At 61.2% G+C, this 22,380-nt stretch carries 16 protein-coding genes; 11 read left to right on the top strand and 5 right to left on the bottom strand.

Annotated features, from left to right (window positions below):
• Window positions 1-268: 268 nt before the first annotated feature.
• On the top strand, window positions 269-1,786 hold the full coding sequence (locus ACA041_RS05510; protein WP_497440216.1) for an MDR family MFS transporter: 1,518 nt from the start codon (window positions 269-271) through the stop codon (window positions 1,784-1,786).
• An 86-nt stretch (window positions 1,787-1,872) separates the two neighbouring features.
• Here the strand turns inward: ACA041_RS05510 and ACA041_RS05505 are convergent, their stop codons facing one another.
• From ACA041_RS05505 to ACA041_RS05490, 4 genes are all read right to left on the bottom strand, one after another.
• Window positions 1,873-2,721 carry a cache domain-containing protein gene (locus tag ACA041_RS05505; RefSeq protein ID WP_497440215.1) on the bottom strand — a complete coding sequence of 283 codons (849 nt, stop codon included), beginning with the start codon at window positions 2,719-2,721 and terminating at the stop codon, window positions 1,873-1,875.
• Between the two features lie 90 nt (window positions 2,722-2,811).
• Entirely contained in the window at window positions 2,812-3,684 is an 873-nt protein-coding gene (locus ACA041_RS05500) for an ATPase (protein WP_497440214.1), read from the bottom strand.
• Between the two features lie 107 nt (window positions 3,685-3,791).
• Window positions 3,792-4,784 carry an NAD-dependent epimerase/dehydratase family protein gene (locus ACA041_RS05495; protein ID WP_497440213.1) on the bottom strand — a complete coding sequence of 331 codons (993 nt, stop codon included), beginning with the start codon at window positions 4,782-4,784 and terminating at the stop codon, window positions 3,792-3,794.
• 54 nt (window positions 4,785-4,838) lie between these two features.
• Entirely contained in the window at window positions 4,839-5,732 is an 894-nt protein-coding gene (locus tag ACA041_RS05490; protein ID WP_497440212.1) for a LysR family transcriptional regulator ArgP, read from the bottom strand.
• A 95-nt stretch (window positions 5,733-5,827) separates the two neighbouring features.
• Here ACA041_RS05490 and ACA041_RS05485 point away from each other — a divergent pair, with 95 nt between their 5' ends.
• The 3 genes from ACA041_RS05485 (at window position 5,828) to ACA041_RS05475 (ending at window position 7,610) form a co-directional block, all read left to right on the top strand.
• Complete coding sequence (locus ACA041_RS05485; protein WP_497440211.1) at window positions 5,828-6,229, top strand: ACT domain-containing protein; 402 nt, start codon at window positions 5,828-5,830, stop codon at window positions 6,227-6,229.
• A gap of 5 nt (window positions 6,230-6,234) precedes the next feature.
• Window positions 6,235-6,837, top strand: a complete 603-nt coding sequence (locus ACA041_RS05480; RefSeq protein WP_497440210.1) for a LysE/ArgO family amino acid transporter — start codon at window positions 6,235-6,237, stop codon at window positions 6,835-6,837.
• 176 nt (window positions 6,838-7,013) lie between these two features.
• Window positions 7,014-7,610: a superoxide dismutase gene (locus ACA041_RS05475; protein WP_497440209.1), complete on the top strand. Its 597-nt coding sequence runs from the start codon at window positions 7,014-7,016 to the stop codon at window positions 7,608-7,610.
• A 175-nt stretch (window positions 7,611-7,785) separates the two neighbouring features.
• Here ACA041_RS05475 and ACA041_RS05470 read toward each other — a convergent pair whose 3' ends face one another.
• Entirely contained in the window at window positions 7,786-8,049 is a 264-nt protein-coding gene (locus ACA041_RS05470; RefSeq protein ID WP_497440208.1) for a DUF6124 family protein, read from the bottom strand.
• Window positions 8,050-10,315: 2,266 nt separating this feature from the next.
• Between ACA041_RS05470 and ACA041_RS05465 the strand changes: the two genes are divergently transcribed.
• The 7 genes from ACA041_RS05465 to ACA041_RS05435 all read left to right on the top strand — a co-directional run bounded on the left by ACA041_RS05465 (window position 10,316) and on the right by ACA041_RS05435 (window position 22,313).
• Window positions 10,316-12,379, top strand: a complete 2,064-nt coding sequence (locus tag ACA041_RS05465; RefSeq protein WP_497440207.1) for a putative bifunctional diguanylate cyclase/phosphodiesterase — start codon at window positions 10,316-10,318, stop codon at window positions 12,377-12,379.
• A gap of 255 nt (window positions 12,380-12,634) precedes the next feature.
• Window positions 12,635-13,987, top strand: coding sequence for an imelysin family protein (locus ACA041_RS05460; RefSeq protein WP_497440206.1), 1,353 nt, complete (start codon window positions 12,635-12,637; stop codon window positions 13,985-13,987).
• A gap of 320 nt (window positions 13,988-14,307) precedes the next feature.
• Window positions 14,308-15,735 carry a di-heme oxidoreductase family protein gene (locus ACA041_RS05455; protein WP_497440205.1) on the top strand — a complete coding sequence of 476 codons (1,428 nt, stop codon included), beginning with the start codon at window positions 14,308-14,310 and terminating at the stop codon, window positions 15,733-15,735.
• A 27-nt stretch (window positions 15,736-15,762) separates the two neighbouring features.
• The gene (locus ACA041_RS05450) at window positions 15,763-16,827 is read left to right on the top strand and encodes an imelysin family protein (protein WP_497440204.1); all 1,065 of its coding nucleotides are present in this window, start codon (window positions 15,763-15,765) and stop codon (window positions 16,825-16,827) included.
• A gap of 14 nt (window positions 16,828-16,841) precedes the next feature.
• Window positions 16,842-17,939, top strand: coding sequence for a DUF1513 domain-containing protein (locus ACA041_RS05445; protein WP_497440203.1), 1,098 nt, complete (start codon window positions 16,842-16,844; stop codon window positions 17,937-17,939).
• A 173-nt stretch (window positions 17,940-18,112) separates the two neighbouring features.
• Entirely contained in the window at window positions 18,113-19,261 is a 1,149-nt protein-coding gene (locus tag ACA041_RS05440) for an efflux RND transporter periplasmic adaptor subunit (RefSeq protein ID WP_497440202.1), read from the top strand.
• Window positions 19,262-19,274: 13 nt separating this feature from the next.
• Complete coding sequence (locus ACA041_RS05435; protein WP_497440201.1) at window positions 19,275-22,313, top strand: multidrug efflux RND transporter permease subunit; 3,039 nt, start codon at window positions 19,275-19,277, stop codon at window positions 22,311-22,313.
• The last annotated feature ends 67 nt before the right edge of the window (window positions 22,314-22,380 follow it).

The following is a 22,380-nucleotide window of genomic DNA, read 5'->3' as shown; positions in this document are numbered from 1 at the left end:
AAAATGCAAGCACTCGATCCATAAAAATCACTCACTGTGCCGGTCGTGTCGGATTTGTAAGCAACCGAAGTCGCCCGCGACCTGATGGCCGCTCGTCAGGTCGCCGTTGTGCAGACAATCTACCGGGCCGTGGACGTCGTGCCCATGACATGCAAACCTGCGTCGGGTTTCCGTATGAGGCTATCGAATAGCCTACTACCGACTTACACTGGCGAGCATCCCCGCTCGCCATGCCTCTGGCGGGTCAATCACTGCCCGCAGGTTTAACGTGACCAATCTCAACCAGCCTGAGACGCCCAAACCGGCCATTCGCAGCGTACTGATCGCCCTGATGCTGGCGATCTTCCTGGGGGCGCTGGACCAGACCATCGTTGCCGTTTCGATGCCCGCCATCTCCGCGCAATTCAAGGACGTCAGTCTGCTGGCCTGGGTCATTTCCGGCTACATGGTGGCGATGACCGTAGCGGTGCCGATCTACGGCAAGTTGGGCGATCTGTACGGCCGTCGCAAGTTGATGCTGTTCGGCATGGGCTTGTTCACCCTTGCTTCGTTGTTTTGCGGCATGGCCCAGAGCATGGAACAGCTGGTGCTGGCGCGGATTTTTCAAGGCATTGGCGCTGGCGGGATGATTTCGGTCAGCCAGGCGATCATCGGCGACATCGTGCCGCCTCGGGAACGCGGGCGTTATCAGGGCTATTTCAGCAGCATGTACGCGGTCGCCAGCGTCGCCGGCCCGGTGCTCGGTGGCTACATGACCGAATACCTGTCCTGGCGCTGGGTGTTCCTGATCAACTTGCCCCTGGGCCTGGGCGCATGGCTGGTGGCCAATCACACATTGGTGGGGCTGCCGGTGCCGCAGCGCAAACCGATCATCGATTACTTCGGCACGCTGCTGATGATCATCGGTTTGACCGCGCTGTTGCTGGGCATCACCGAAGTCGGCCAGGGCCATTCGTGGCGCAGTGCCGAGGTGTCCGGCCTGCTTGCCTGCTCGGTGGTGGTCCTGGCGTTGTTTGTCTGGCATGAGCGTCGGGCGCGGGAGCCGTTGCTGCCGATGCATCTGTTCGCCAACCGCACTGCGATGCTGTGCTGGTGCACGATTTTCTTCACCAGTTTCCAGGCGATCTCGTTGATTGTGCTGATGCCGTTGCGCTATCAGAGCGTCACCGGTGCCGGGGCTGACAGCGCCGCGTTGCACCTGCTGCCACTGGCGATTGGCTTGCCGATCGGTGCGTACTTCGCCGGGCGCCGGACCTCGGTGACCGGGCGCTACAAGCCGATGATCCTGGCCGGCGCCGTGCTGATGCCGATTTCGATTCTCGGCATGGCGTTCAGTGCGCCCCAGGCGTTGTTGCTGAGCAGCCTGTTCATGTTGCTCAGCGGGATCGCCTCCGGGATGCAGTTCCCGACTTCGTTGGTGGGGACGCAGAACTCGGTGGCTCAGCGCGACATCGGTGTGGCCACCAGCACCACCAATCTGTTCCGCTCGTTGGGTGGCGCCGTGGGCGTGGCGTTGATGTCCGCGTTGCTGCTGGCGTTGCTGCAGGATTCGAGCTTCGCCCAGATGGCCGGCGCTTCGATGGTTGCCGAGGGGAGTTCGGGGAATGTCTTGCTGGACGGTTTGAACGCCGCACCGGGGGAGGCGCAGAATGCCTTGCGGGCGGAGTTGCTGCTGACTTTCCGGCATTTGTTGATGGTCAGTGCGGCGGTGTCGCTGCTGGGGTTGGCGGCGGCGGTTGCCATGCCGAACCTGGTGTTGCGGGGGCGGGAGGATAAGGTTAGGTAGATGGACCGGGTCGCGGCCTTCGCGGGCAAGCCTCGCTCCTACGAGAGCGGGCTTGCTCGCGAATACGGACTGTCAGTCACCGCCAATCAAGGGCTGTAATACCCCACAGCCACCAGCAGATGCCCGACCTTTTTCAGGTAGGCATGCTTGTCCTCGACCTTCCCGGTCACCGGGTTTTTCCAGCGATACTCGTATTCGCCGTAATCCTGCTTGGCGATCAGCGCCAGGATCGGCTCACCAACCGGTTTGCCCTCCGGGTCTGTGATCTTGCCGAAATCGGTATTGATCAATCGCAGGTTGGTGCCGTGGGCGACGTAACGCCGGGTGTTCAAGTCGACGACGAACACATACAGGTCATCCTGCAAGTAACCGCCCTTGAGGTCATTGACCGCCTTCAGCGTGCCCTTCTCGTCCTTGGCCAGGTCGGTCGCCGCCTTGTTCAGCAAGGCCATTGCCTGCTCCGCCGACGCCCGCGGCAGGTAATACCCCACCGCCAGAATCCTTTGGCCTACACGCTGATAGAACACATGCTTGCGCTCGATCCTGCCGTCGGACCAGTTCTGCCAACGATACTCCGCCTGCTGAATGCCGTTGCCCTCGGGCACTTTCAAGGCGTCCTTGAAGGCTTTCTGCAAATCCGGCCCGAGCACATCGGATACGTCACGCCCAATCAACGCCGAAGACGGCCCGCCGCTGGCGAGCATCACGCCCTCGGTGTCGACCACGAACACATAACGATCCTTGTCGACGAACTCGCCCTGGCGGCTGAACGCCGCGAAGGCCTTGTCGCCGTTGTCGTGGTAGTAGGCCAGTGCCTTTTCCAGCAAGGCGATGGCAGCCTTGCTGTCATCCTTTTCCGTCCCGGCGGCTTGAGCCTGACCCAGGCACAGCAAAGCCATCGCGCCCAGCAACGCCAACTTATGCAAAACCCCCATTGCGCATTCCTCGTTCTCGTCGGTGTTTCAAGAGCGTAGACGGCTTGGGGATATAGCACCCTCGCTACGGCTGCGCTGTCAGCCAGATACTTACGGCCGGGCGCGCAGTTGCTGCGCCAGATTCTGGATCTGCGCCTGCAGGGTGTTGATGTTGCGCGTGACCTGGCCACGGAAGGCGTCGAATTCGGCAGTGGTGGCGCCTTGTGCCGCACTCGGACGATTATCCTGCTGGCTCTTGAGGACAATCATGTCCTGTTCCAGACGGTCTATGGCGGCGCTCGGGTTGCCTTGCTTCTTCAGCGCGGCGATGTCGGCGCCCAGGCTTTTGAGCTGAGCGTCGATCTTGCTGGTGTCGGTCGGGGCACTTTTCAGCGCGGCCACTTCACTGTCCAGCGCTTTGATCTGCGCCTGCAACTGCGTGTTGGCGCTCTGTTGCTCGGTGTTCTGGGTGGTCATTTGCGTCAGTCGCTTGTCCAGCTCGGTGGTTTGCGCGGTCATCTGCGCCAGACGCTTGTCCAGCTCGGAAGTCTGGCCAACCACACCTTGCTGCTGCTTGCCTTGATCCTGAAGTTTGCTTTCCAGCTGTTTGATCTGCAGCTTCAGCGCTTCACTGTCGCTGCTGACATTGGTCTGGCTGGCGACCACCTTGCCGGAAATGTCCTGCAGGCGCCCCGCCGCGTCCTCGCTGATACGGGCGAAACTTTCCTGAGTCGCCACCAGTTGCTGCTCCATCAGCGAGATTTGCTGAAAGCTCCACCAGGCAAGGCCGGCGAACGCAAAGAACAAGGCGCCTACCAGCGCCCACAACGGGCCGGTGCTCGGGCCTTTGACCTTGACCACGGGCGTGGTGCGCGAACGCACGGAGGTGCGCGCGGTGGGCACTAAATCATCGTCGTCGAGGCTGTCGGCACGCAGGCTCGGTACATCGTCGAAGTCGTCGTTGGCATCGTTACGCATGGACATTGAGGCAACCTTTGTGGAACGCGGTGATGGCTTGATGCGGCGAGTATAACCTCCACTGCCGCACCGATTGACCCTGCCGTCCGGACGCGGTTCGTTACAGACTTTTTTCAGTGAATGTCCTGAGCCTTCCACCAACCGCAGAATTCATCCAGGGCGGTCCAGAGACTGACCTTGGGATCGTAATCCAGATAATGCCGCGCCCGGCTGATGTCCAGGGTGAAATTTTTGTTCATGACCTGCATGCCCAGGCGCGACAGGGTCGGTTCGGGGCGGCCCGGCCACAGCTTGCACACGCCTTCGTTGAGCGCCGCCACGGTGTAGGCCAGACCGAAGGAACGGTAGCGGGTGACCTGTGGCACGTCCATTTTGCGCATCACGTAATTGACCACATCCCACAACGGCACCGGTGTGCCGTTGCTGATGTTGTAGGCCTTGCCCAGGGCCGAGCCCGTCGCCAGCAAGCTGCTGAGCAACGCTTCATTGAGGTTCTGCACGCTGGTGAAATCCACCTTGTTCAGACCGTTACCGATTATTGCCAGGCGACCTTTGCGCTGCATGTTCAGCAACCGCGGAAAAATACTCATGTCGCCGGCGCCCGTGACGAAACGCGGGCGCAGGGCCAGGGTTTCGAGGCCGAATTCCTGGGCACCGAAGACCTTCTGCTCGGCCAGGTACTTGGTCGCGGCATAGGGATGCTTGAATCGCTTGGGCACCTGCTCTTCGGTCAACCCCAGATGATTGCGGCCATCGAAGTAGATCGATGGCGACGACAGGTGCACCAATCGCCGAACCCGTTGCTTCAGGCAGGCTTCGACCACGTTTTCGGTGACCTGTACGTTACCTTGATGAAAGTCCTGGTAGCGGCCCCACAAACCGACCGCGCCAGCGCAATGGACCACCGCTTCGACGCCGGAACACAGGTTGCGCGCCAGCTGCGGATCAGTCAGGTCGCCCTGAATGAACTCGGCACCACGGCGCACCAGATGCTCCACACTCTCGGCCCGGCGACCGTTGACCCGCACGTCCAGGCCCTGCTCCAGGGCGAAACGCGCAAAGCGCCCGCCAATGAAGCCGCTTGCGCCGGTAACCAGAATCTTCATGAATCGCTCCGAATATTTCGTTTTGCGTAGTGCGTGAGGTCTTGACGCTGCCCATCAGTCCAACGGCACCAGCCATTGCTTCGATGAGCGCACCAATTGATCGGTGAGTAAACCCAACAGCTGACCGCCATTGCGCCAATGATGCCAGTACAGCGGCACATCGATCGGCTTATCTGGCAAAAGCTCCAGCAAAACGCCTTTTTCCAATTGATCACGCACCTGCAGCTCAGGCACCAGCCCCCAACCCAGGCCCGCCTCCGTGAGACGGATGAAGCCCTCGGATGACGGGCATAAATGGTGTTCGAAACCGCCGTCCACACCCAGAGAGGCAAGATAGCGATGCTGCAGGAAGTCGTCCGGGCCGAATACCAGGGCCGGGGTCCGGGCCAACTGATCGGCGCGCACGCCTTCAGGAAAATGTCGGGCAATGAAGGCCGGGCTGGCCAACGCGCGATAGCGCATCGCCCCCAGCAAAACACTGCGAGCACCGGCCACCGGGCGCTCGCTGGCGCAGACGCAGGCCGCCACTTCACCTGCGCGCATGCGTTTGAGGCCGACGGTCTGATCTTCGACCACCAGGTCCAGCAGCAGGTGCTGCTGCGCGCAAAAGTCGGCCACCGCCACGGCCCACCAGGTGGCCAGGCTGTCGGCATTCAGGGCGATGCGCAGGCGTTCCGGCAAGCCTTCTTCGTCCAGCGCCGGGACCAGGGTCTGCAGATCCCGTTCAAGTAAACGCACCTGCTGCACATGGTTGAGCAACCGTCGGCCGATTTGCGTCGGGGCTGGCGGCGTGACCCGCACCAGCACCGGCTGGCCAACCCGCGCCTCCAGCAACTTGATGCGCTGGGAGATCGCCGACTGGGACAAACCCAGCACCTGCGCCGCGCGTTCGAATCCGGCCTGTTCGACCACCGCAGCCAGGGCAGAAAGCAATTTATAGTCGAACATCAGTTTTCCTAATGAGTGATCAGCAGGATTGGTTTTTCTTATACCGCGTTGCACCACAGAATAGCCAGCAAGCACTTCTGAACAGGAACATCGACATGGCTGGCGAAACTTCACTGGCAACACTGCTGCGCAGCATGAGCCCGCACCTCAATGCCGGCGAATACGTGTTCTGCACCCTGCGCGACGGCAAGCTGCCGGTTGGTCTTGAGATCGTCGGCAGCTTCCGCGAACAGGAAGGGCTGACCGTGATTCTTGAACGCTCCAACGCCGAGAAAGCCGGTTTCAGCTTCGACTATGTCGCGGCCTGGATCACCTTGAACGTGCACTCGGCCCTTGAAGCCGTCGGCCTGACCGCCGCGTTCGCCAGCGCACTGGGCCAGGCCGGAATCAGCTGCAACGTAGTCGCCGGCTACTACCACGATCATCTATTCGTCGGCCTGGCCGATGCCGAACGGGCCATGCAGGTGCTGCGGGACCTGGCAGCCAACGCGGAGTAAACCTTATGTGGCAAAGCTATGTGAACGGCCTGTTGGTGGCCGCGGGGCTGATCATGGCGATCGGCACCCAGAATGCCTTCGTGTTGGCCCAGAGCCTGCGGCGCGAACATCACCTGCCGGTGGCCGCGCTCTGCGTAACCTGCGATGCGCTGTTGGTAGCGGCCGGGGTGTTTGGCCTGGCGACGGTACTGGCGCAAAACCCGACATTGCTGGCCTTTGCCCGTTGGGGCGGCGCGGCGTTTCTTTTGTGGTACGGCAGCCTGGCACTGCGTCGGGCCTGCTCCAGGCAAAGCCTGCAACAAGGTGAGAACCAGACCGTACGCTCACTGCGCGCGGTGCTGCTCAGCGCCCTGGCCGTGACCCTGCTCAACCCGCACGTTTATCTCGATACCGTGCTGCTGATCGGCTCCCTCGGCGCCCAACAAACCGAACCCGGTGCCTATGTCGTGGGCGCGGCGAGCGCTTCGTTGCTGTGGTTCTTCACCCTGGCGCTCGGTGCTGCGTGGCTGGCGCCGTGGCTGGCCCGCCCCAGTACCTGGCGAATGCTTGACCTGTTGGTTGCGGTGATGATGTTCACCGTAGCGTTCCAATTAATCAGCGCCGGCTGATTTATTCCAAAAGGCTCTGGAACCTCTATTCCACACAGTTGTTGCGTGGTTATGCCGCCCCCCCGGTGCTATGATCCGAACCCTGCGCCGCAAAGAGTACAAACTCCCCGGCGCTTGTTTGGCCGCCCGTGATCGGCCTTGCGCTCACCGCAACTGACCTGATTAGGAGAATCATCATGGCTTTCGAATTGCCGCCGCTGCCGTACGCACACGATGCCCTGCAGCCGCATATTTCCAAGGAAACTCTGGAATACCACCACGACAAGCACCACAACACCTATGTCGTGAACCTGAACAACCTGGTGCCAGGCACCGAGTTCGAAGGCAAGACCCTGGAAGAAATCGTCAAGACTTCCTCGGGCGGTATCTTCAACAACGCCGCTCAGGTCTGGAACCACACCTTCTACTGGAACTGCCTGGCGCCAAACGCCGGCGGCCAACCAAGCGGCGCACTTGGCGACGCCATCAATGCTTCCTTCGGCTCGTTCGACAAGTTCAAGGAAGAGTTCAGCAAAACCTCCATCGGCACCTTCGGTTCCGGTTGGGGCTGGCTGGTGAAAAAAGCTGACGGTTCCCTGGCCCTGGCCAGCACCATCGGCGCCGGCAACCCGCTGACCAGCGGCGACACCCCGCTGCTGACCTGCGACGTCTGGGAACACGCTTACTACATCGACTACCGCAACCTGCGTCCGAAGTATGTCGAAGCGTTCTGGAACCTGGTCAACTGGAAATTCGTGGCTGAGCAGTTCGAAGGCAAAACCTTCACCGCTTAAGATCGATGCCAGTCAAAAAACCCGGCTTTTTTAGCCGGGTTTTTTTATGCGTGCGGGAAAGCCCCGGGGCGGCCGTCAAGCCGCCTTCGCGAGCAGGCTCGCTCCCACAGGTGCAGTGGTGTCCTTGTGGGAGCGAGCCTGCTCGCGAAGAACGATAACGCGGTTAGCCTGCGCACTACTGCGGATCGACATTATCCAGCGCGCGGTTCACCGCCAACTCCGCCAGCATGATGATCTGCGCGATGGCCAGCGCAGTGCTGCGTTGGGGTCCGCTCAGGTAGGTGGCGAAATCACTCGCAATGACGTTGGCTGAAGCCAATGACTCACAGGCGTGAGCGAGGAGACTTTCGGTATCCGTGTCGGGGACGATCATGAACAGGGTGCTGGGGCTATAGGGTTTGGTGGTGTTGAAGGGGGGATCGGGGATTAATTTATCCACTGGAATATTCCTATGCGGTGGGTGCCACCCATTACCGTTTCTCACACGGCGAAGAGGTGACAGCTATGTGCGAGGTGAGAAAACCGGTCATAGGCACCCGGCCAGACAAAAGTCTGCCCGCACACAGCCGCCATAACGCATTTACAGACAGCGGATAAGCTGGCGGCAATTATGCGGATACTGGCACTGGATGACTATGACTTGCCGGGTTCTCACACCCGATCACTGAGTTTTCAGCGACAGTTAGAGGCTATTGAGTTCGCTTCCGACGGACAACCTGAAAATTGCGTGGGAAAGTTCTGGCGCTTTCCTACACCGCATAAACGCACAAAAACGGAACGCGGAGCGTCCCTGGCGGCATTCCCACGCAGGAGCATGGGAACGATCAGTTGGGGGCAGCAGGAAGAAATTGGTCGGCTTTCAGGTCGCTTTCGCAGGCAAGCCAGCTCCTACAATGGGTCCGGGTACATTCGTAGAATCAGGTCGGCTGTCAGGCCGCCTTCGCGAGCAAGCTCGCTCCCACATTTTGATCCGGGTACATCCGTAGAATCAGGTCGGCTGTCAGGCCGCCTTCGCGAGCAAGCTCGCTCCCACATTTTGATCCGGGTACAGCCGCAGAATCAGGTCGGTTGGCAGGCCGCCTTCGCGAGCAGGCTCGCTCCCACATTTTGATCCGGGTACAGCCACAGAATCAGGTCGGCTGTCAGGCCGCCTTCGCGAGCAAGCTCGCTCCCACATTTTGATCCGGGTACAGCCGCAGAATCAGGTCGGCTGGCAGGCCGTCTTCGCGAGCAGGCTCGCTCCCACATTTTGATCCGGGTACAGCCGCAGAATCAGGTCGGCTGGCAGGCCGTCTTCGCGAGCAGGCTCGCTCCCACATTTTGATCCGGGTACAGCCACAGAATCAGGTCGGCTGGCAGGCCGCCTTCGCGAGCAACCTCGCTCCCACATTTTGATCCGGGTACAGCCACAGAATCAGGTCGGCTGGCAGGCCGCCTTCGCGAGCAGGCTCGCTCCCACATTTTGATCCGGGTACAGCCACAGAATCAGGTCGGCTGGCAGGCCGTCTTCGCGAGCAGGCTCGCTCCCACATTTTGATCCGGGTACAGCCACAGAATCAGGTCGGCTGGCAGGCCGCCTTCGCGAGCAACCTCGCTCCCACATTTTGATCCGGGTACAGCCACAGAATCAGGTCGGCTGGCAGGCCGTCTTCGCGAGCAGGCTCGCTCCCACATTTTGATCCGGGTACAGCCACAGAATCAGGTCGGCTGGCAGGCCGCCTTCGCGAGCAGGCTCGCTCCCACAAGTTGATCCGGGTACAGCCACAGAATCAGGTCGGCTGGCAGGCCGCCTTCGCGAGCAACCTCGCTCCCACTTTTTGATCCGGGTACAGCCACAGAATCAGGTCGGCTGGCAGGCCGCCTTCGCGAGCAGGCTCGCTCCCACATTTTGATCCGGGTACAGCCACAGAATCAGGTCGGCTGGCAGGCCGCCTTCGCGAGCAGGCTCGCTCCCACATTTTGATCCGGGTACAGCCACAGAATCAGGTCGGCTGGCAGGCCGCCTTCGCGAGCAAGCTCGCTCCCACAGAAGAGCAGATCGGCGCACACTCGCTCGTCACCACTCAACAGGCCGAGCGTTAGCTCGCCTGCAGCTCTTGATCTTGATCCACCCGCCCCTTCGGGAGGCTGAGTGGAGGTGTGCATCCGGGGAGTGGCGCGTAGCGCCGTTCGACGCAGTCGAACACGCTGCATGTAGGTCGTCGCGAAGCAGACCGGAGGGCAGTGTCCCCGGATGGATACCGGAGCGAAGGAACGCCGAGCCTTAGCGAGGGGCCGGACGCCGGGGCGAGCCTTTTTGGGTACTTTTTTGGCGTTTGAAAAAAGTGCCTCGCTGTAAGAGCGAAACCATAAGCGGCCGTTACCGCAGGAATGGATATACACCCCATCACCAAGAACCTGGTCGGCTACCAGGCCGCCAAGTCCTAAACACGCCAATTTCCCACAATGAAACCAGCATTCACCCCCTTGCCTCGGCGCCACACCCGTCTACCATCAACCAGAAGGAAAATAAGTCAAAATCCCCCCTCAAGTTGAAGGACCCAACAACCGACACAGTACCAATAGGGAAATTGCTCCCGGCAACAGCATTTCGGCCAACCCACAGGCAAATACCCCTGTGCTTGATTGTCCCTTTGACTGCCATCACCGGATTGCCAATACTCATGGCAACTTGATGCTACCCGCACGGAACAAGGAATGACTCTTTGAAGCTGGAACTCAAGAACAGCTTGTCGGTGAAGTTGCTCCGGGTCGTGCTCCTGTCGGCATTGATCGTGGGCGTGGTCTTGAGCTGCGCGCAGATCGTTTTCGATGCCTATAAAACGCGTCAGGCCGTGGCCGGCGACGCCCAGCGCATCCTCGACATGTTCCGCGATCCCTCGACCCAGGCCGTCTACAGCCTGGACCGGGAAATGGGCATGCAGGTGATCGAAGGCCTGTTCCAGGACGCCGCCGTGCGCCAGGCCTCCATCGGCCATCCCGACGAAGCCATGCTCGCGCAAAAATCTCGCGAGTTGCAGCAATCCAACAGTCGCTGGCTGACCGACCTGATCCTCGGCCAGGAACGCACCTTCACCATCCAACTGGTGGGCCGCGGTCCTTACAGCGAATATTACGGCGACCTGAGCATCACCCTGGACACTGCCACTTACGGCCAGGGGTTTATCGTCAGTTCGGTGATCATCTTCATCTCCGGCGTATTGCGCGCCCTGGCCATGGGGCTGGTGCTGTACCTGGTTTATCACTGGCTGCTGACCAAACCGCTGTCGCGGATCATCGAGCACCTGACCGAAATCAACCCGGATCGCCCCAGCGAGCACAAGATTCCGCAGCTCAAGGGCCACGAGAAAAACGAACTGGGGATCTGGATCAACACGGCCAACCAGTTGCTCGAATCCATCGAGCGCAACACCCATCTGCGCCACGAAGCGGAAAACAGCCTGTTGCGCATGGCTCAGTACGACTTTCTGACCGGCCTGCCAAACCGTCAGCAATTGCAGCAACAACTGGACAAGATCCTGGTCGACGCCGGCAAGCTGCAACGGCGGGTCGCGGTACTGTGCGTCGGCCTCGATGACTTCAAGGGCATCAACGAACAGTTCAGCTACCAGACCGGCGACCAACTGCTGCTGGCCCTGGCCGATCGCCTGCGCGCCCACAGCGGTCGTCTCGGCGCCCTCGCCCGCCTCGGTGGCGACCAGTTCGCCCTGGTTCAGGCCGATATCGAGCAACCCTACGAAGCGGCTGAATTGGCCCAAAGCATCCTCGATGACCTGGAAGCGGCGTTCGCCCTCGATCATCAGGAGATCCGCCTGCGCGCCACCATCGGCATCACCCTGTTCCCCGAGGACGGTGACAGCACCGAGAAGCTGCTGCAAAAGGCCGAGCAGACCATGACCCTGGCCAAGACCCGCTCGCGCAACCGCTATCAGTTCTATATCGCCAGTGTCGACACCGAGATGCGTCGCCGTCGCGAACTGGAAAAAGACCTGCGCGATGCGTTGGTCCGCAACCAGTTCTACCTCGTTTACCAACCGCAGATCAGCTATCGCGACCATCGGGTGGTAGGCGTCGAGGCGTTGATTCGTTGGCAGCATCCCGAGCACGGGCTGGTGCCACCGGAACTGTTCATCCCGCTGGCCGAGCAGAATGGCACCATCATCGCCATCGGTGAATGGGTCCTGGATCAGTCCTGCAAGCAGTTGCGCGAATGGCATGACCAGGGTTTCGCCGACCTGCGCATGGCGGTCAACCTGTCCACCGTGCAGTTGCACCACGCCGAGCTGCCACGGGTGGTCAACAACCTGCTGCAGATGTACCGCCTGCCACCGCGCAGCCTGGAACTGGAAGTCACCGAAACCGGCCTGATGGAAGATATCAGCACCGCCGCCCAACACCTGCTGAGCCTGCGTCGCTCCGGTGCACTGATCGCGATCGACGACTTCGGCACCGGTTATTCGTCACTGAGCTATCTGAAAAGCCTGCCGCTGGACAAGATCAAGATCGACAAGAGCTTCGTGCAGGACCTGCTCGACGACGACGATGATGCGACCATCGTTCGGGCCATTATCCAGCTGGGCAAGAGCCTGGGCATGCAGGTGATCGCCGAAGGCGTGGAAACCCCGGAGCAGGAGGCCTACATCATCTCCGAAGGTTGTCATGAAGGTCAGGGCTATCTCTACAGCAAGCCGTTGCCGGCGCGGGAGTTGAGCGCTTATCTCAAGCAGGCTCAGCGCAGTGATGCGGCTATTTTCAAGATTACCCTGTAGGAGCAGCCGGTCGACGCTCGATTGCTCGGGTAAAACCTGCAGGCGACGCGTTCTTCCAGGCAGCACGCGTCATCGTTCACGTCCATCGTCGGAACGCCGCCCGGAGCAAGCTCGCTCCCACAGGTGCGATGACCGTTTGAATAAGAAATATTTACAAGCACAACCCTTTACACATAATGCGAAAGATTTGCATTATGTCGCAGTTTTGCGCCTTTACTGCGCCATTCCACCCCCTCTCGAAGCAGGATGTTCGCCATGATTCGTATGCCTCTGGCTACCGCCAGTCTGTTGGCCATCGCTATTTCCCTCGCCGGCTGTGGCGAAGGCAAAGACAAGGCTGCCGCTCCGCAAGCGCCTACTCCAGCCGCCACCACCACGGCGCCGGCACCGGCTGTTGCGCCTGCTGCTACCGGCAAAGTCGACGAAGCCGCCGCCAAAGCCGTTGTCGCGCATTACGCCGACATCGTCTTCGCCGTGTACAGCGATGCCGAATCCACCGCGAAAACCCTGCAAACCGCCGTCGACGCCTTCCTCGCCAAGCCAAACGCCGACACCCTGAACGCCGCCAAGGCCGCGTGGGTCGCTGCTCGCGTTCCATACCTGCAGAGCGAAGTGTTCCGCTTTGGCAACACCATCATCGACGACTGGGAAGGTCAGGTGAACGCCTGGCCCCTGGACGAAGGCCTGATCGATTACGTCGACAAATCCTACGAACACGCGCTGGGTAATCCGGGCGCCACGGCCAACATCATCGCCAACACTGAAGTCCAGGTCGGCGAAGACAAGATCGACGTCAAGGACATCACCCCGGAAAAACTCGCCAGCCTGAACGAGCTGGGCGGTTCCGAGGCCAACGTCGCTACCGGCTACCACGCCATCGAATTCCTGCTGTGGGGCCAGGACCTGAACGGCACCGGCCCTGGTGCCGGCAACCGTCCGGCTTCGGACTACCTGGAAGGCACCGGTGCCACTGGCGGTCACAACGATCGCCGGCGTGCCTACCTCAAGTCCGTGACCCAACTGCTGGTCAGCGACCTGGAAGAGATGGTCGGTAACTGGAAGCCGAACGTGGCTGACAACTACCGCGCTACCCTGGAAGCGGAACCGGCTGAAAGCGGCCTGCGCAAAATGCTGTTCGGCATGGGCAGCCTGTCCCTGGGCGAACTGGCGGGCGAGCGCATGAAGGTTTCCCTGGAAGCCAACTCTCCGGAAGACGAACACGATTGCTTCAGCGACAACACCCACAACTCGCAGTTCTACGATGCCAAAGGCATCCGTAACGTGTACCTGGGCGAATACACCCGCGTCGACGGCAGCAAAATGACCGGCGCCAGCCTGTCTTCCCTGGTGGCCAAGGCCGACCCGGCGGCCGACACCGCACTGAAAGCCGACCTGGCGGCGACCGAAGCGAAGATGCAGGTCATCGTCGATCACGCCAACAAAGGCGAGCATTACGACCAGCTGATCGCCGCCGGCAACACCGCCGGCAACCAGATCGTCCGTGACGCCATCGCTTCCCTGGTCAAGCAGACCGGTTCGATCGAAGCCGCTGCCGGCAAACTGGGCATCAGCGACCTGAACCCGGACAACGCCGATCACGAGTTCTGATCAACGCTGGCTGAACAAAAGGCGACCTTCGGGTCACCTTTTTCATGCCTGGCCGAACGCTGACCCTGTAGGAGCGAGGCTTGCCCGCGAAGGCGACGTCACATCCAACGGATGGGGTGACTGATACACCGCTTTCGCGAGCAAGCTTGCTCCTACAGGGACGGTGTCGACCTGTGGGAGCGCGGCTTGCCCGCGATGGCCATCACTCGGTCTGAAGAGAACGCTTGCCCCACACCAACCAAACGATAATTCCTCTTATTCAATCCCCCCTGCCCTGTTAGACTTTGCGCCCTTGTTTTGCTCGTCTTGCAGGATGTCTGATGCCCTCGCTGCCTCTTCGCTTGTCCGCACTGTTGCTGGCCCTGGGCCTGAGTGCCTGCGATGACGCCCCGAAGTTCACCCAGGCCGAACCCGGTGAAGCCCGGTCCGGTGGCAATGCGACCGTGCGCAAGACTGATCAGAACGCATTCTCCCTGCCGTCCGCCAACCTGCCGCCCTCTCGGCGCGTGGACTTCAGCGTCGGCAACAGTTTCTTCCGCAACCCCTGGGTGATCGCCCCGTCGACCACCACCGCCCGGGATGGCCTCGGCCCGTTGTTCAACACCAACGCCTGCCAGAACTGCCACATCAAGGATGGCCGCGGTCATCCGCCCGCGCCTGATGCAGCGAACGCCGTGTCGATGCTGGTGCGCCTGTCGATCCCCGATGCGCCAGCCTATGCCAAGGTCATCGAGCAGCTCGGCGTGGTGCCGGAACCGGTCTACGGCGGGCAATTGCAGGACATGGCCGTGCCGGGTGTCACCCCGGAAGGCAAGGTTCGCGTCGAGTACACACCGGTGCCGGTGCGGTTCAAGGACGGCACCGAAGTCGAGTTGCGCAAACCGACCTTGCAGATAACCCAGCTCGGCTACGGACCGATGCACCCCGATACCCGTTTCTCGGCCAGGGTAGCACCGCCGATGATTGGCCTGGGCTTGCTCGAAGCGATTCCCGAGGAGGCGATCCTGGCCAATGCCGAAGCTCAGGCCCGCGAGAAAAATGGCGTCGCCGGGCGCCCGAACCGGGTCTGGGATGACGCACAACAGAAGTCCGTTCTCGGGCGATTTGGCTGGAAAGCCGGGCAGCCGAACCTCAACCAGCAGAATGTCCACGCCTTTTCCGGCGACATGGGCCTCACGACCAGTCTGCGCCCCGTCGATGACTGCACCGCCGGGCAAACCGCCTGCCAGCAGGCGCCCAACGGCAATGGCCCGGATGGCGAGCCGGAAGTCAGCGATAACATCCTGCGCCTGGTGCTGTTCTATAGCCGTAACCTGGCCGTACCGGCGCGCCGCGATGTCGGTACACCGCAAGTGCTGGCGGGCAAGAACCTGTTTTTCCAGGCGGGCTGCCAGTCCTGTCACACCCCCAAATACACCACCGCCGCCAACGCCGCCGAACCTGAACTGGCCAATCAAGTGATTCGCCCCTACAGCGATTTGCTGCTGCACGACATGGGCGACGGCCTGGCCGACCACCGCAGCGAGTTCCAGGCCAGCGGCCGCGACTGGCGCACGCCGCCGTTGTGGGGCATCGGCCTGACGCAGGCGGTCAGTGGCCACACCCAGTTCCTGCATGACGGCCGCGCCCGCAATCTGCTCGAAGCCGTGCTCTGGCATGGCGGCGAAGCCAAGGCGGCGCAGCAACAGGTTTTGTCTTTCAATGCCGAGCAGCGCGCTGCGTTGCTGGCGTTTCTGAATTCCCTTTAATAGTTATTCCTCAAGCGGGAGCCCGACATGTTCCGTCCCAAATTGTTGTTCACCAGCCTTGCCGCGCTAGCCCTGGGCGCCTGTTCACCGCAGGATCCGCAGGCCGTCACCTCGGCGGCCATCGCCAAGTCGGTGATCCTGCCGACCTACACGCGCTGGGTCGAAGCCGACCGCCAACTGGCCGTCAGTGCCCTGGCCTACTGCGAAGGCAAGTCGGACCTCAACACCGCCCGCGCCGACTTCCTGCACGCGCAAAAGGCCTGGGCCGAGCTGCAGCCCCTGCTGATCGGGCCGCTGGCCGAGGGCAATCGCGCCTGGCAGGTGCAGTTCTGGCCGGACAAGAAAAACCTCGTCGGCCGCCAGGTCGAGCAACTGGTCAGCGCCCAGCCGCAGATCGATGCCGCCGCCCTGGCCAAATCCAGCGTTGTGGTGCAAGGCCTGTCCGCCTACGAATACATCCTGTTCGACAGCAAGCCTGATGTGGCCAACGCTGAACAGAAAGCCAAGTACTGCCCGCTGCTGATCGCGATTGGCGAGCGTCAGAAACAACTGGCCGAAGACATTCTCAAAGGCTGGAACAACACCGATGGCATGCTCGCGCAGATGAGCAAATTCCCGAACCCGCGCTACGCCGATTCCCACGAAGCCATCGCCGATCTGCTGCGGGTACAAGTCACCGCCCTCGACAGTTTGAAGAAAAAACTCGGCACGCCGATGGGCCGCCAGAGCAAGGGTGTGCCGCAACCGTTCCAGGCCGATGCCTGGCGCAGCCAGTCTTCCCTGACGGGCCTGGAAGCCAGCCTCGCCGCGGCCAAAACGGTGTGGGAAGGGGTCGACAACAAAGGTCTGCGCGGCCTGTTGCCGAGCGAGCAGAAGCCCTTGGCCGACAAGATCGATGCCGCTTATGCCGCGTCCCTGAAGCTGTTCGCCAGCAACCAGCGCTCGTTGACCGAAATGCTCAACGACGATGCCGGTCGCCAGCAACTGAACGACATCTATGACAGCCTCAACGTCGTCCACCGCCTGCATGAAGGCGAACTGGCCAAGGCGCTGGGCATCCAACTGGGTTTCAACGCCAACGACGGTGACTGATGAGGGCGAGTGCCATGTTGCGACGCCAGGCTCTGACTTTAGGTAGTTTGCTGCTGGGAGCAGTGACACTGGGCGGCTGGACGCTGTTCAAGCAGAAGGACAAAGGCCCGCTGCTGCTGTCGGCGCGGGACGATGGCGACGGCAAGCACTACGCCGTCGGTTATCGGCTGGACGGCACCCGAGTGTTCGCCACCCGGGTCGGCCAGCGCTGCCACGACATCATCAACCACCCGACGCTGCCGATTGCGCTGTTCGTCGCCCGTCGTCCGGGCACCGAAAGCTACTTGATCGACTTGCGCGACGGCACGCTGCTGCAAACCGTGGTCTCGCAACCGAACCGGCATTTCTACGGTCACGCGGTGATCCACCAGAGCGGCGACTGGTTGTATGCCACCGAAAACGATACGTCCGATCCGGGTCGCGGCCTGCTCGGGGTGTATAAATTCGAGGGTGAGCGGCTGGTGCACAGCGGCGAGATGTCCACCCATGGCATCGGCCCGCATCAGGTGTCGTGGATGCCCGATGGCGAAACCCTGGTGGTGGCCAACGGCGGCATCCGCACCGAGGCCGAAAGCCGGGTCGAGATGAACCTCGATGCCATGGAACCGAGCCTGGTCCTGATGCAACGCGATGGCACCCTGCTGAGCAAGGAAACCCTCGCCCAGCCAATGAACAGCGTGCGCCACCTGGGGATCGCCAGCGACGGCACCATTGTCGCCGGTCAGCAATTCATGGGGCCGTCCCATGAGTCGTCGGAACTGCTGGCGATCAAACGACCGGGGCAGCCGTTCGTGGCCTTTCCGGTGCCCGAGCACCAATTGCAGGCCATGGGGCATTACACCGCCAGTGTCGCGGTGCATAGCGAGCTGCGGCTGGTCGCCCTGACTGCGCCACGGGGCAATCGCTTTTTCATCTGGGACCTGGACAGCGGCGAGGTGCGCCTGGATGCGCCGCTCCCCGATTGCGCCGGGGTCGGTGCGGTGGCCGACGGGTTTGTCGTGACCTCGGGGCAAGGGCGAGGCCGGTACTACGATTGCCGCCAGACAGATTTGGTTGCAAAACCACTGGAGCTTCCCGCAGGGCTCTGGGACAACCACCTGCATTTGATCTGATCTCTCTCCCCTGTGGTGGATTCACCTTGTGGCGAGGGAGCTTGCTCCCTCGCCACAGTTTTTTGTTCGCCGCATTGCATTTTCGCCTGTAAAAAGTGCCAGTTGGAATCACCCTCCCACTCGGAGTAATGTGCCGGACTGTATGACCTGATTTTCTCCAAGGAAGTGGAAATATGCTGCGTCGCCGCATGCTGATCATGTTGGGTGTCGTTTTGCTGATCGTACTGGTCCTGGCCGGTTACAAAGCCTTCTCCATCTACACGATGATTCAAGGCTTCTCCGCGCCGAAACCGCCGATCAGCGTCGCCGTGGCCACCGCCACCGAACAGCCGTGGCAAGCCCGCCTGCCTGCCGTTGGCACACTCACGGCGCTGCAAGGCGTGGACCTGAGCCTTGAGACAGACGGCACCGTCATCGATTTGCAGTTCGAGTCAGGACAAAAGGTCAAGGCTGGCCAACCACTGCTGCGACTCGACAGCGCCGTGGAAAGCGCCTTGCTCGAAACCGCCCTGGCCGACCTCGGGCTTGCCCAGCTCGATTACGGTCGCGGTAGCCAACTGGTAGGCAGCCAGGCCATTTCCAAAGGCGAATTCGACCGACTTTCGGCGGTGCTGAAAAAGAGCAAAGCCACGGTCAATCAACTCAAGGCAGCGCTCGGCAAAAAAAGCATCGTCGCGCCCTTCAGCGGCACCATCGGCATTCGCCAGGTGGACGTCGGCGACTACCTCGCCAGCGGCACCATGATCGCCACCCTGCAAGACCTCAGCAGCCTCTACGTCGACTTCTTCGTGCCCGAGCAGTCGGTGCCGAAGATCGGCGTCGGCCAACCGGTCCAGGTCATTGTTGCGGCCTACCCGACTGAAAACTTCCCCGGCACCATCAGCGCAATCAACCCGAAAGTGGAAAACAGCACGCGCAACGTTCAGGTCCGTGCCACCCTGGCCAACCCCGACGGCAAGCTGCTGCCCGGGATGTTCGCCAGCCTGCAGGTGATGTTGCCCGACCCGCAGCCACGCATCGTCGTGCCGGAGAGTGCGATCACCTACACCCTGTACGGTAATTCGATCTACGTCGTCGCGCAGAAAAAAGCCGAAGACGGCAGCCTGGAAAAAGACGACAAGGGCCAACCGATCCTGATCGCCGAACGGCGTTTCATTGAGACCGGTGAGCGCCGCGATGGGCAGGTAATGATCACCAAAGGTGTGAACAACGGCGAGAAAGTGGTCACGGCCGGCCAGATCAAACTGGACAACGGCGCACACATTGCCATCAGCGACGACAAGACTTTAGCCGAGAAGAACAGCCCGCCGCGCGTGGACTGATCAAGGAATCACCATGGCTTTTACCGACCCGTTCATCCGCCGCCCGGTGCTCGCCACCGTGGTCAGCCTGTTGATTGTGCTGCTGGGCTTCCAGGCCTGGAGCAAGCTGCCGCTGCGCCAGTATCCGCAAATGGAAAATGCCCTGATCACGGTGACCACCGCTTACCCCGGGGCCAACGCCGAGACCATCCAGGGTTATATCACCCAACCGATGCAACAGAGCCTGGCCAGCGCCGAAGGCATCGACTACATGACCTCGGTCAGTCGCCAGAACTTCTCGGTGATCTCGATCTACGCGCGCATCGGCGCCAACAGCGACCGTCTGTTCACCGAGCTGCTGGCCAAGGCCAACGAAGTGAAAAACCAGTTGCCCCAGGACGCCGAAGACCCGGTACTGAGCAAGGAAGCCGCCGACGCCTCGGCGCTGATGTACATCAGTTTCTTCAGCAAGGAACTGAGCAACCCGCAGATTACCGACTACCTGTCGCGGGTCATCCAGCCAAAACTGGCGACCCTGCCGGGCATGGCCGAAGCCGAGATTCTCGGCAACCAGGTATTCGCCATGCGCCTGTGGCTGGACCCGGTGAAGCTGGCCGGTTTCGGCCTGAGCGCCAGTGACGTCACCGACGCCGTGCGCCAGTACAACTTCCTCTCCGCCGCCGGCGAAGTGAAAGGCGAGTATGTGGTCACCAGCATCAACGCCAACACCGAGCTCAAATCCGCCGAAGCCTTTGCCGCGATTCCGCTCAAGGTCGAGGGTGACAGTCGCGTATTGCTCAGGGATGTCGCGCGGGTGGAAATGGGCGCGGAGAACTACGACACCATCAGTTCCTTCGGCGGTACCCCTTCGGTGTACATCGGCATCAAGGCCACGCCCGGCGCCAACCCGCTGGACGTGATCAAGGAAGTGCGCAAGATCATGCCGGAGCTGGAAGCCCAGCTGCCGCCGAACCTCAAGGGCGAAATCGCCTACGACGCAACGCTGTTCATCCAGGCCTCGATCGACGAAGTGGTGAAAACCCTGTTTGAAGCGGTGTTGATCGTGATTGTGGTGGTGTTCCTGTTCCTGGGGGCGCTGCGTTCGGTGGTGATCCCGGTGGTCACCATCCCGCTGTCGATGATCGGCGTGATGTTCTTTATGCAGATGATGGGGTACTCGATCAACCTCCTGACCCTGCTGGCGATGGTCCTGGCTATCGGCCTGGTGGTGGATGACGCCATCGTCGTGGTGGAGAACATCCACCGACACATCGAAGAGGGCAAGACGCCGCTGGATGCGGCCATCGAAGGCGCCCGGGAAATCGCCATGCCGGTGGTTTCGATGACCATCACCCTGGCGGCGGTCTATGCGCCGATCGGCTTCCTGACGGGGCTGACCGGGGCGCTGTTCAAGGAGTTCGCCCTGACCCTGGCCGGGGCGGTGGTGATCTCGGGCGTCGTCGCCCTGACCCTGTCGCCAATGATGTGTGCCTTCCTGCTACGCCACGATGAAAACCCCAGTGGCCTGGCCCATCGCCTGGACCTGATTTTCGAAGGCCTCAAGCGCCGTTACCAGAGTCTGCTGCACGGCACGCTCAACACCCGGCCGGTGGTGCTGGTGTTTGCGGTGATCGTGCTGTGCCTGATCCCGGTACTGCTCAAGTTCACCAAGTCGGAGCTGGCACCGGATGAAGACCAGGGCATCATCTTCATGATGGCCAATGCCCCGCAACCGACCAACCTCGATTACCTGAGCACATACACCGACGAGTTCATCAACATCTTCAAGGCCTTTCCCGAGTACTACTCCTCGTTCCAGATCAACGGCTTCAACGGCGTGCAATCGGGCATCGGCGGCTTCCTGCTCAAACCGTGGAACGAGCGCAGCCGCACTCAGATGGAAATCCTGCCCGAGGTCCAGGGCAAACTGGAAAGCATTCCGGGGCTGCAGATTTTCGGCTTCAACCTGCCCTCCCTGCCGGGTACTGGCGAGGGTCTGCCATTTCAGTTCGTGATCAACTCCGCCAACGATTACGAATCGCTGCTGCAAGTGACGGACCGGGTGAAAAAGCGCGCGCTGGATTCCGGCAAGTTCGCCTTCGTCGACCTCGACCTGGCGTTCGACAAGCCCGAAGTGGTGGTCGATATCGATCGCGCCAAGGCCGCGCAGATGGGCGTGTCGATGCAGGATCTGGGCGGCACCCTGGCAACTTTGCTGGGTGAAGCGGAGATCAACCGCTTCACCATCGAAGGGCGCAGCTACAAAGTCATCGCCCAGGTCGAGCGGCCCTTCCGGGATAATCCCGACTGGCTGAACAACTATTACGTCAAGAACACCCAGGGCGAACTGCTGGCCCTGTCGACCCTGATCACCGTGACCGACCGGGCGCGTCCGCGGCAATTGAACCAGTTCCAGCAGCTCAACTCGGCGATTCTTTCCGGTGTCCCGCTGGTCAGCATGGGTGAAGCCATCGACACCGTGCGCCAGATCGCCCGGGAAGAAGCTCCGGCGGGTTATGCCTTCGACTACGCCGGCGCTTCACGGCAATTCGTTCAGGAAGGCAGTGCACTATGGGTCACCTTCGCCCTGGCATTGGCGATCATTTTCCTGGTACTGGCCGCCCAGTTCGAAAGCTTCCGCGACCCGCTGGTGATCCTGGTGACGGTGCCGCTGTCGATCTGCGGCGCGTTGATCCCGTTGTTCCTGGGCTGGTCGAGCATGAACATCTACACCCAGGTCGGCCTGGTGACGCTGATCGGTTTGATCAGCAAGCACGGGATCCTGATCGTCGAGTTCGCCAATCAATTGCGCAAGGAAAAAGGGCTGACGGCGCGCGAGGCGGTGGAGGAAGCCGCGGCGATTCGCCTGCGTCCGGTATTGATGACCACCGCCGCCATGGTGTTCGGCATGGTGCCGCTGATCATCGCCACCGGTGCGGGCGCGGTCAGCCGGTTCGATATCGGCACGGTGATCGCTACGGGGATGTCGATCGGGACGTTGTTCACGCTGTTTGTGTTGCCGTGCGTTTACACGTTGCTGGCTAAACCCGACAAACCTAAAGAATACTGGTAACCCTGTGGGAGCGAGCTTGCTCGCGATGACGGTGGCACATTCAGCGATGATGTGACAGTTACACCGC

This window comes from Pseudomonas sp. LBUM1676 (assembly GCF_059695605.1).
The sequence above is the reverse complement of the archived record's forward strand: the minus strand, read 5'-3'. Positions and strand labels throughout refer to the sequence as shown.

What these genes read in the sequence shown, in the direction of transcription:
- ACA041_RS05445 (WP_497440203.1), top strand. Translation starts at nt 16,842, where the DNA reads ATGTTGCGACGCCAGGCTCTGACTTTAGGTAGTTTGCTGCTGGGAGCA.
- ACA041_RS05505 (WP_497440215.1), bottom strand. Translation starts at nt 2,721, where the DNA reads ATGGGGGTTTTGCATAAGTTGGCGTTGCTGGGCGCGATGGCTTTGCTG.
- ACA041_RS05435 (WP_497440201.1), top strand. Translation starts at nt 19,275, where the DNA reads ATGGCTTTTACCGACCCGTTCATCCGCCGCCCGGTGCTCGCCACCGTG.
- ACA041_RS05495 (WP_497440213.1), bottom strand. Translation starts at nt 4,784, where the DNA reads ATGAAGATTCTGGTTACCGGCGCAAGCGGCTTCATTGGCGGGCGCTTT.
- ACA041_RS05455 (WP_497440205.1), top strand. Translation starts at nt 14,308, where the DNA reads ATGCCCTCGCTGCCTCTTCGCTTGTCCGCACTGTTGCTGGCCCTGGGC.
- ACA041_RS05480 (WP_497440210.1), top strand. Translation starts at nt 6,235, where the DNA reads ATGTGGCAAAGCTATGTGAACGGCCTGTTGGTGGCCGCGGGGCTGATC.
- ACA041_RS05500 (WP_497440214.1), bottom strand. Translation starts at nt 3,684, where the DNA reads ATGTCCATGCGTAACGATGCCAACGACGACTTCGACGATGTACCGAGC.
- ACA041_RS05475 (WP_497440209.1), top strand. Translation starts at nt 7,014, where the DNA reads ATGGCTTTCGAATTGCCGCCGCTGCCGTACGCACACGATGCCCTGCAG.
- ACA041_RS05485 (WP_497440211.1), top strand. Translation starts at nt 5,828, where the DNA reads ATGGCTGGCGAAACTTCACTGGCAACACTGCTGCGCAGCATGAGCCCG.
- ACA041_RS05460 (WP_497440206.1), top strand. Translation starts at nt 12,635, where the DNA reads ATGATTCGTATGCCTCTGGCTACCGCCAGTCTGTTGGCCATCGCTATT.
- ACA041_RS05490 (WP_497440212.1), bottom strand. Translation starts at nt 5,732, where the DNA reads ATGTTCGACTATAAATTGCTTTCTGCCCTGGCTGCGGTGGTCGAACAG.
- ACA041_RS05440 (WP_497440202.1), top strand. Translation starts at nt 18,113, where the DNA reads ATGCTGCGTCGCCGCATGCTGATCATGTTGGGTGTCGTTTTGCTGATC.
- ACA041_RS05450 (WP_497440204.1), top strand. Translation starts at nt 15,763, where the DNA reads ATGTTCCGTCCCAAATTGTTGTTCACCAGCCTTGCCGCGCTAGCCCTG.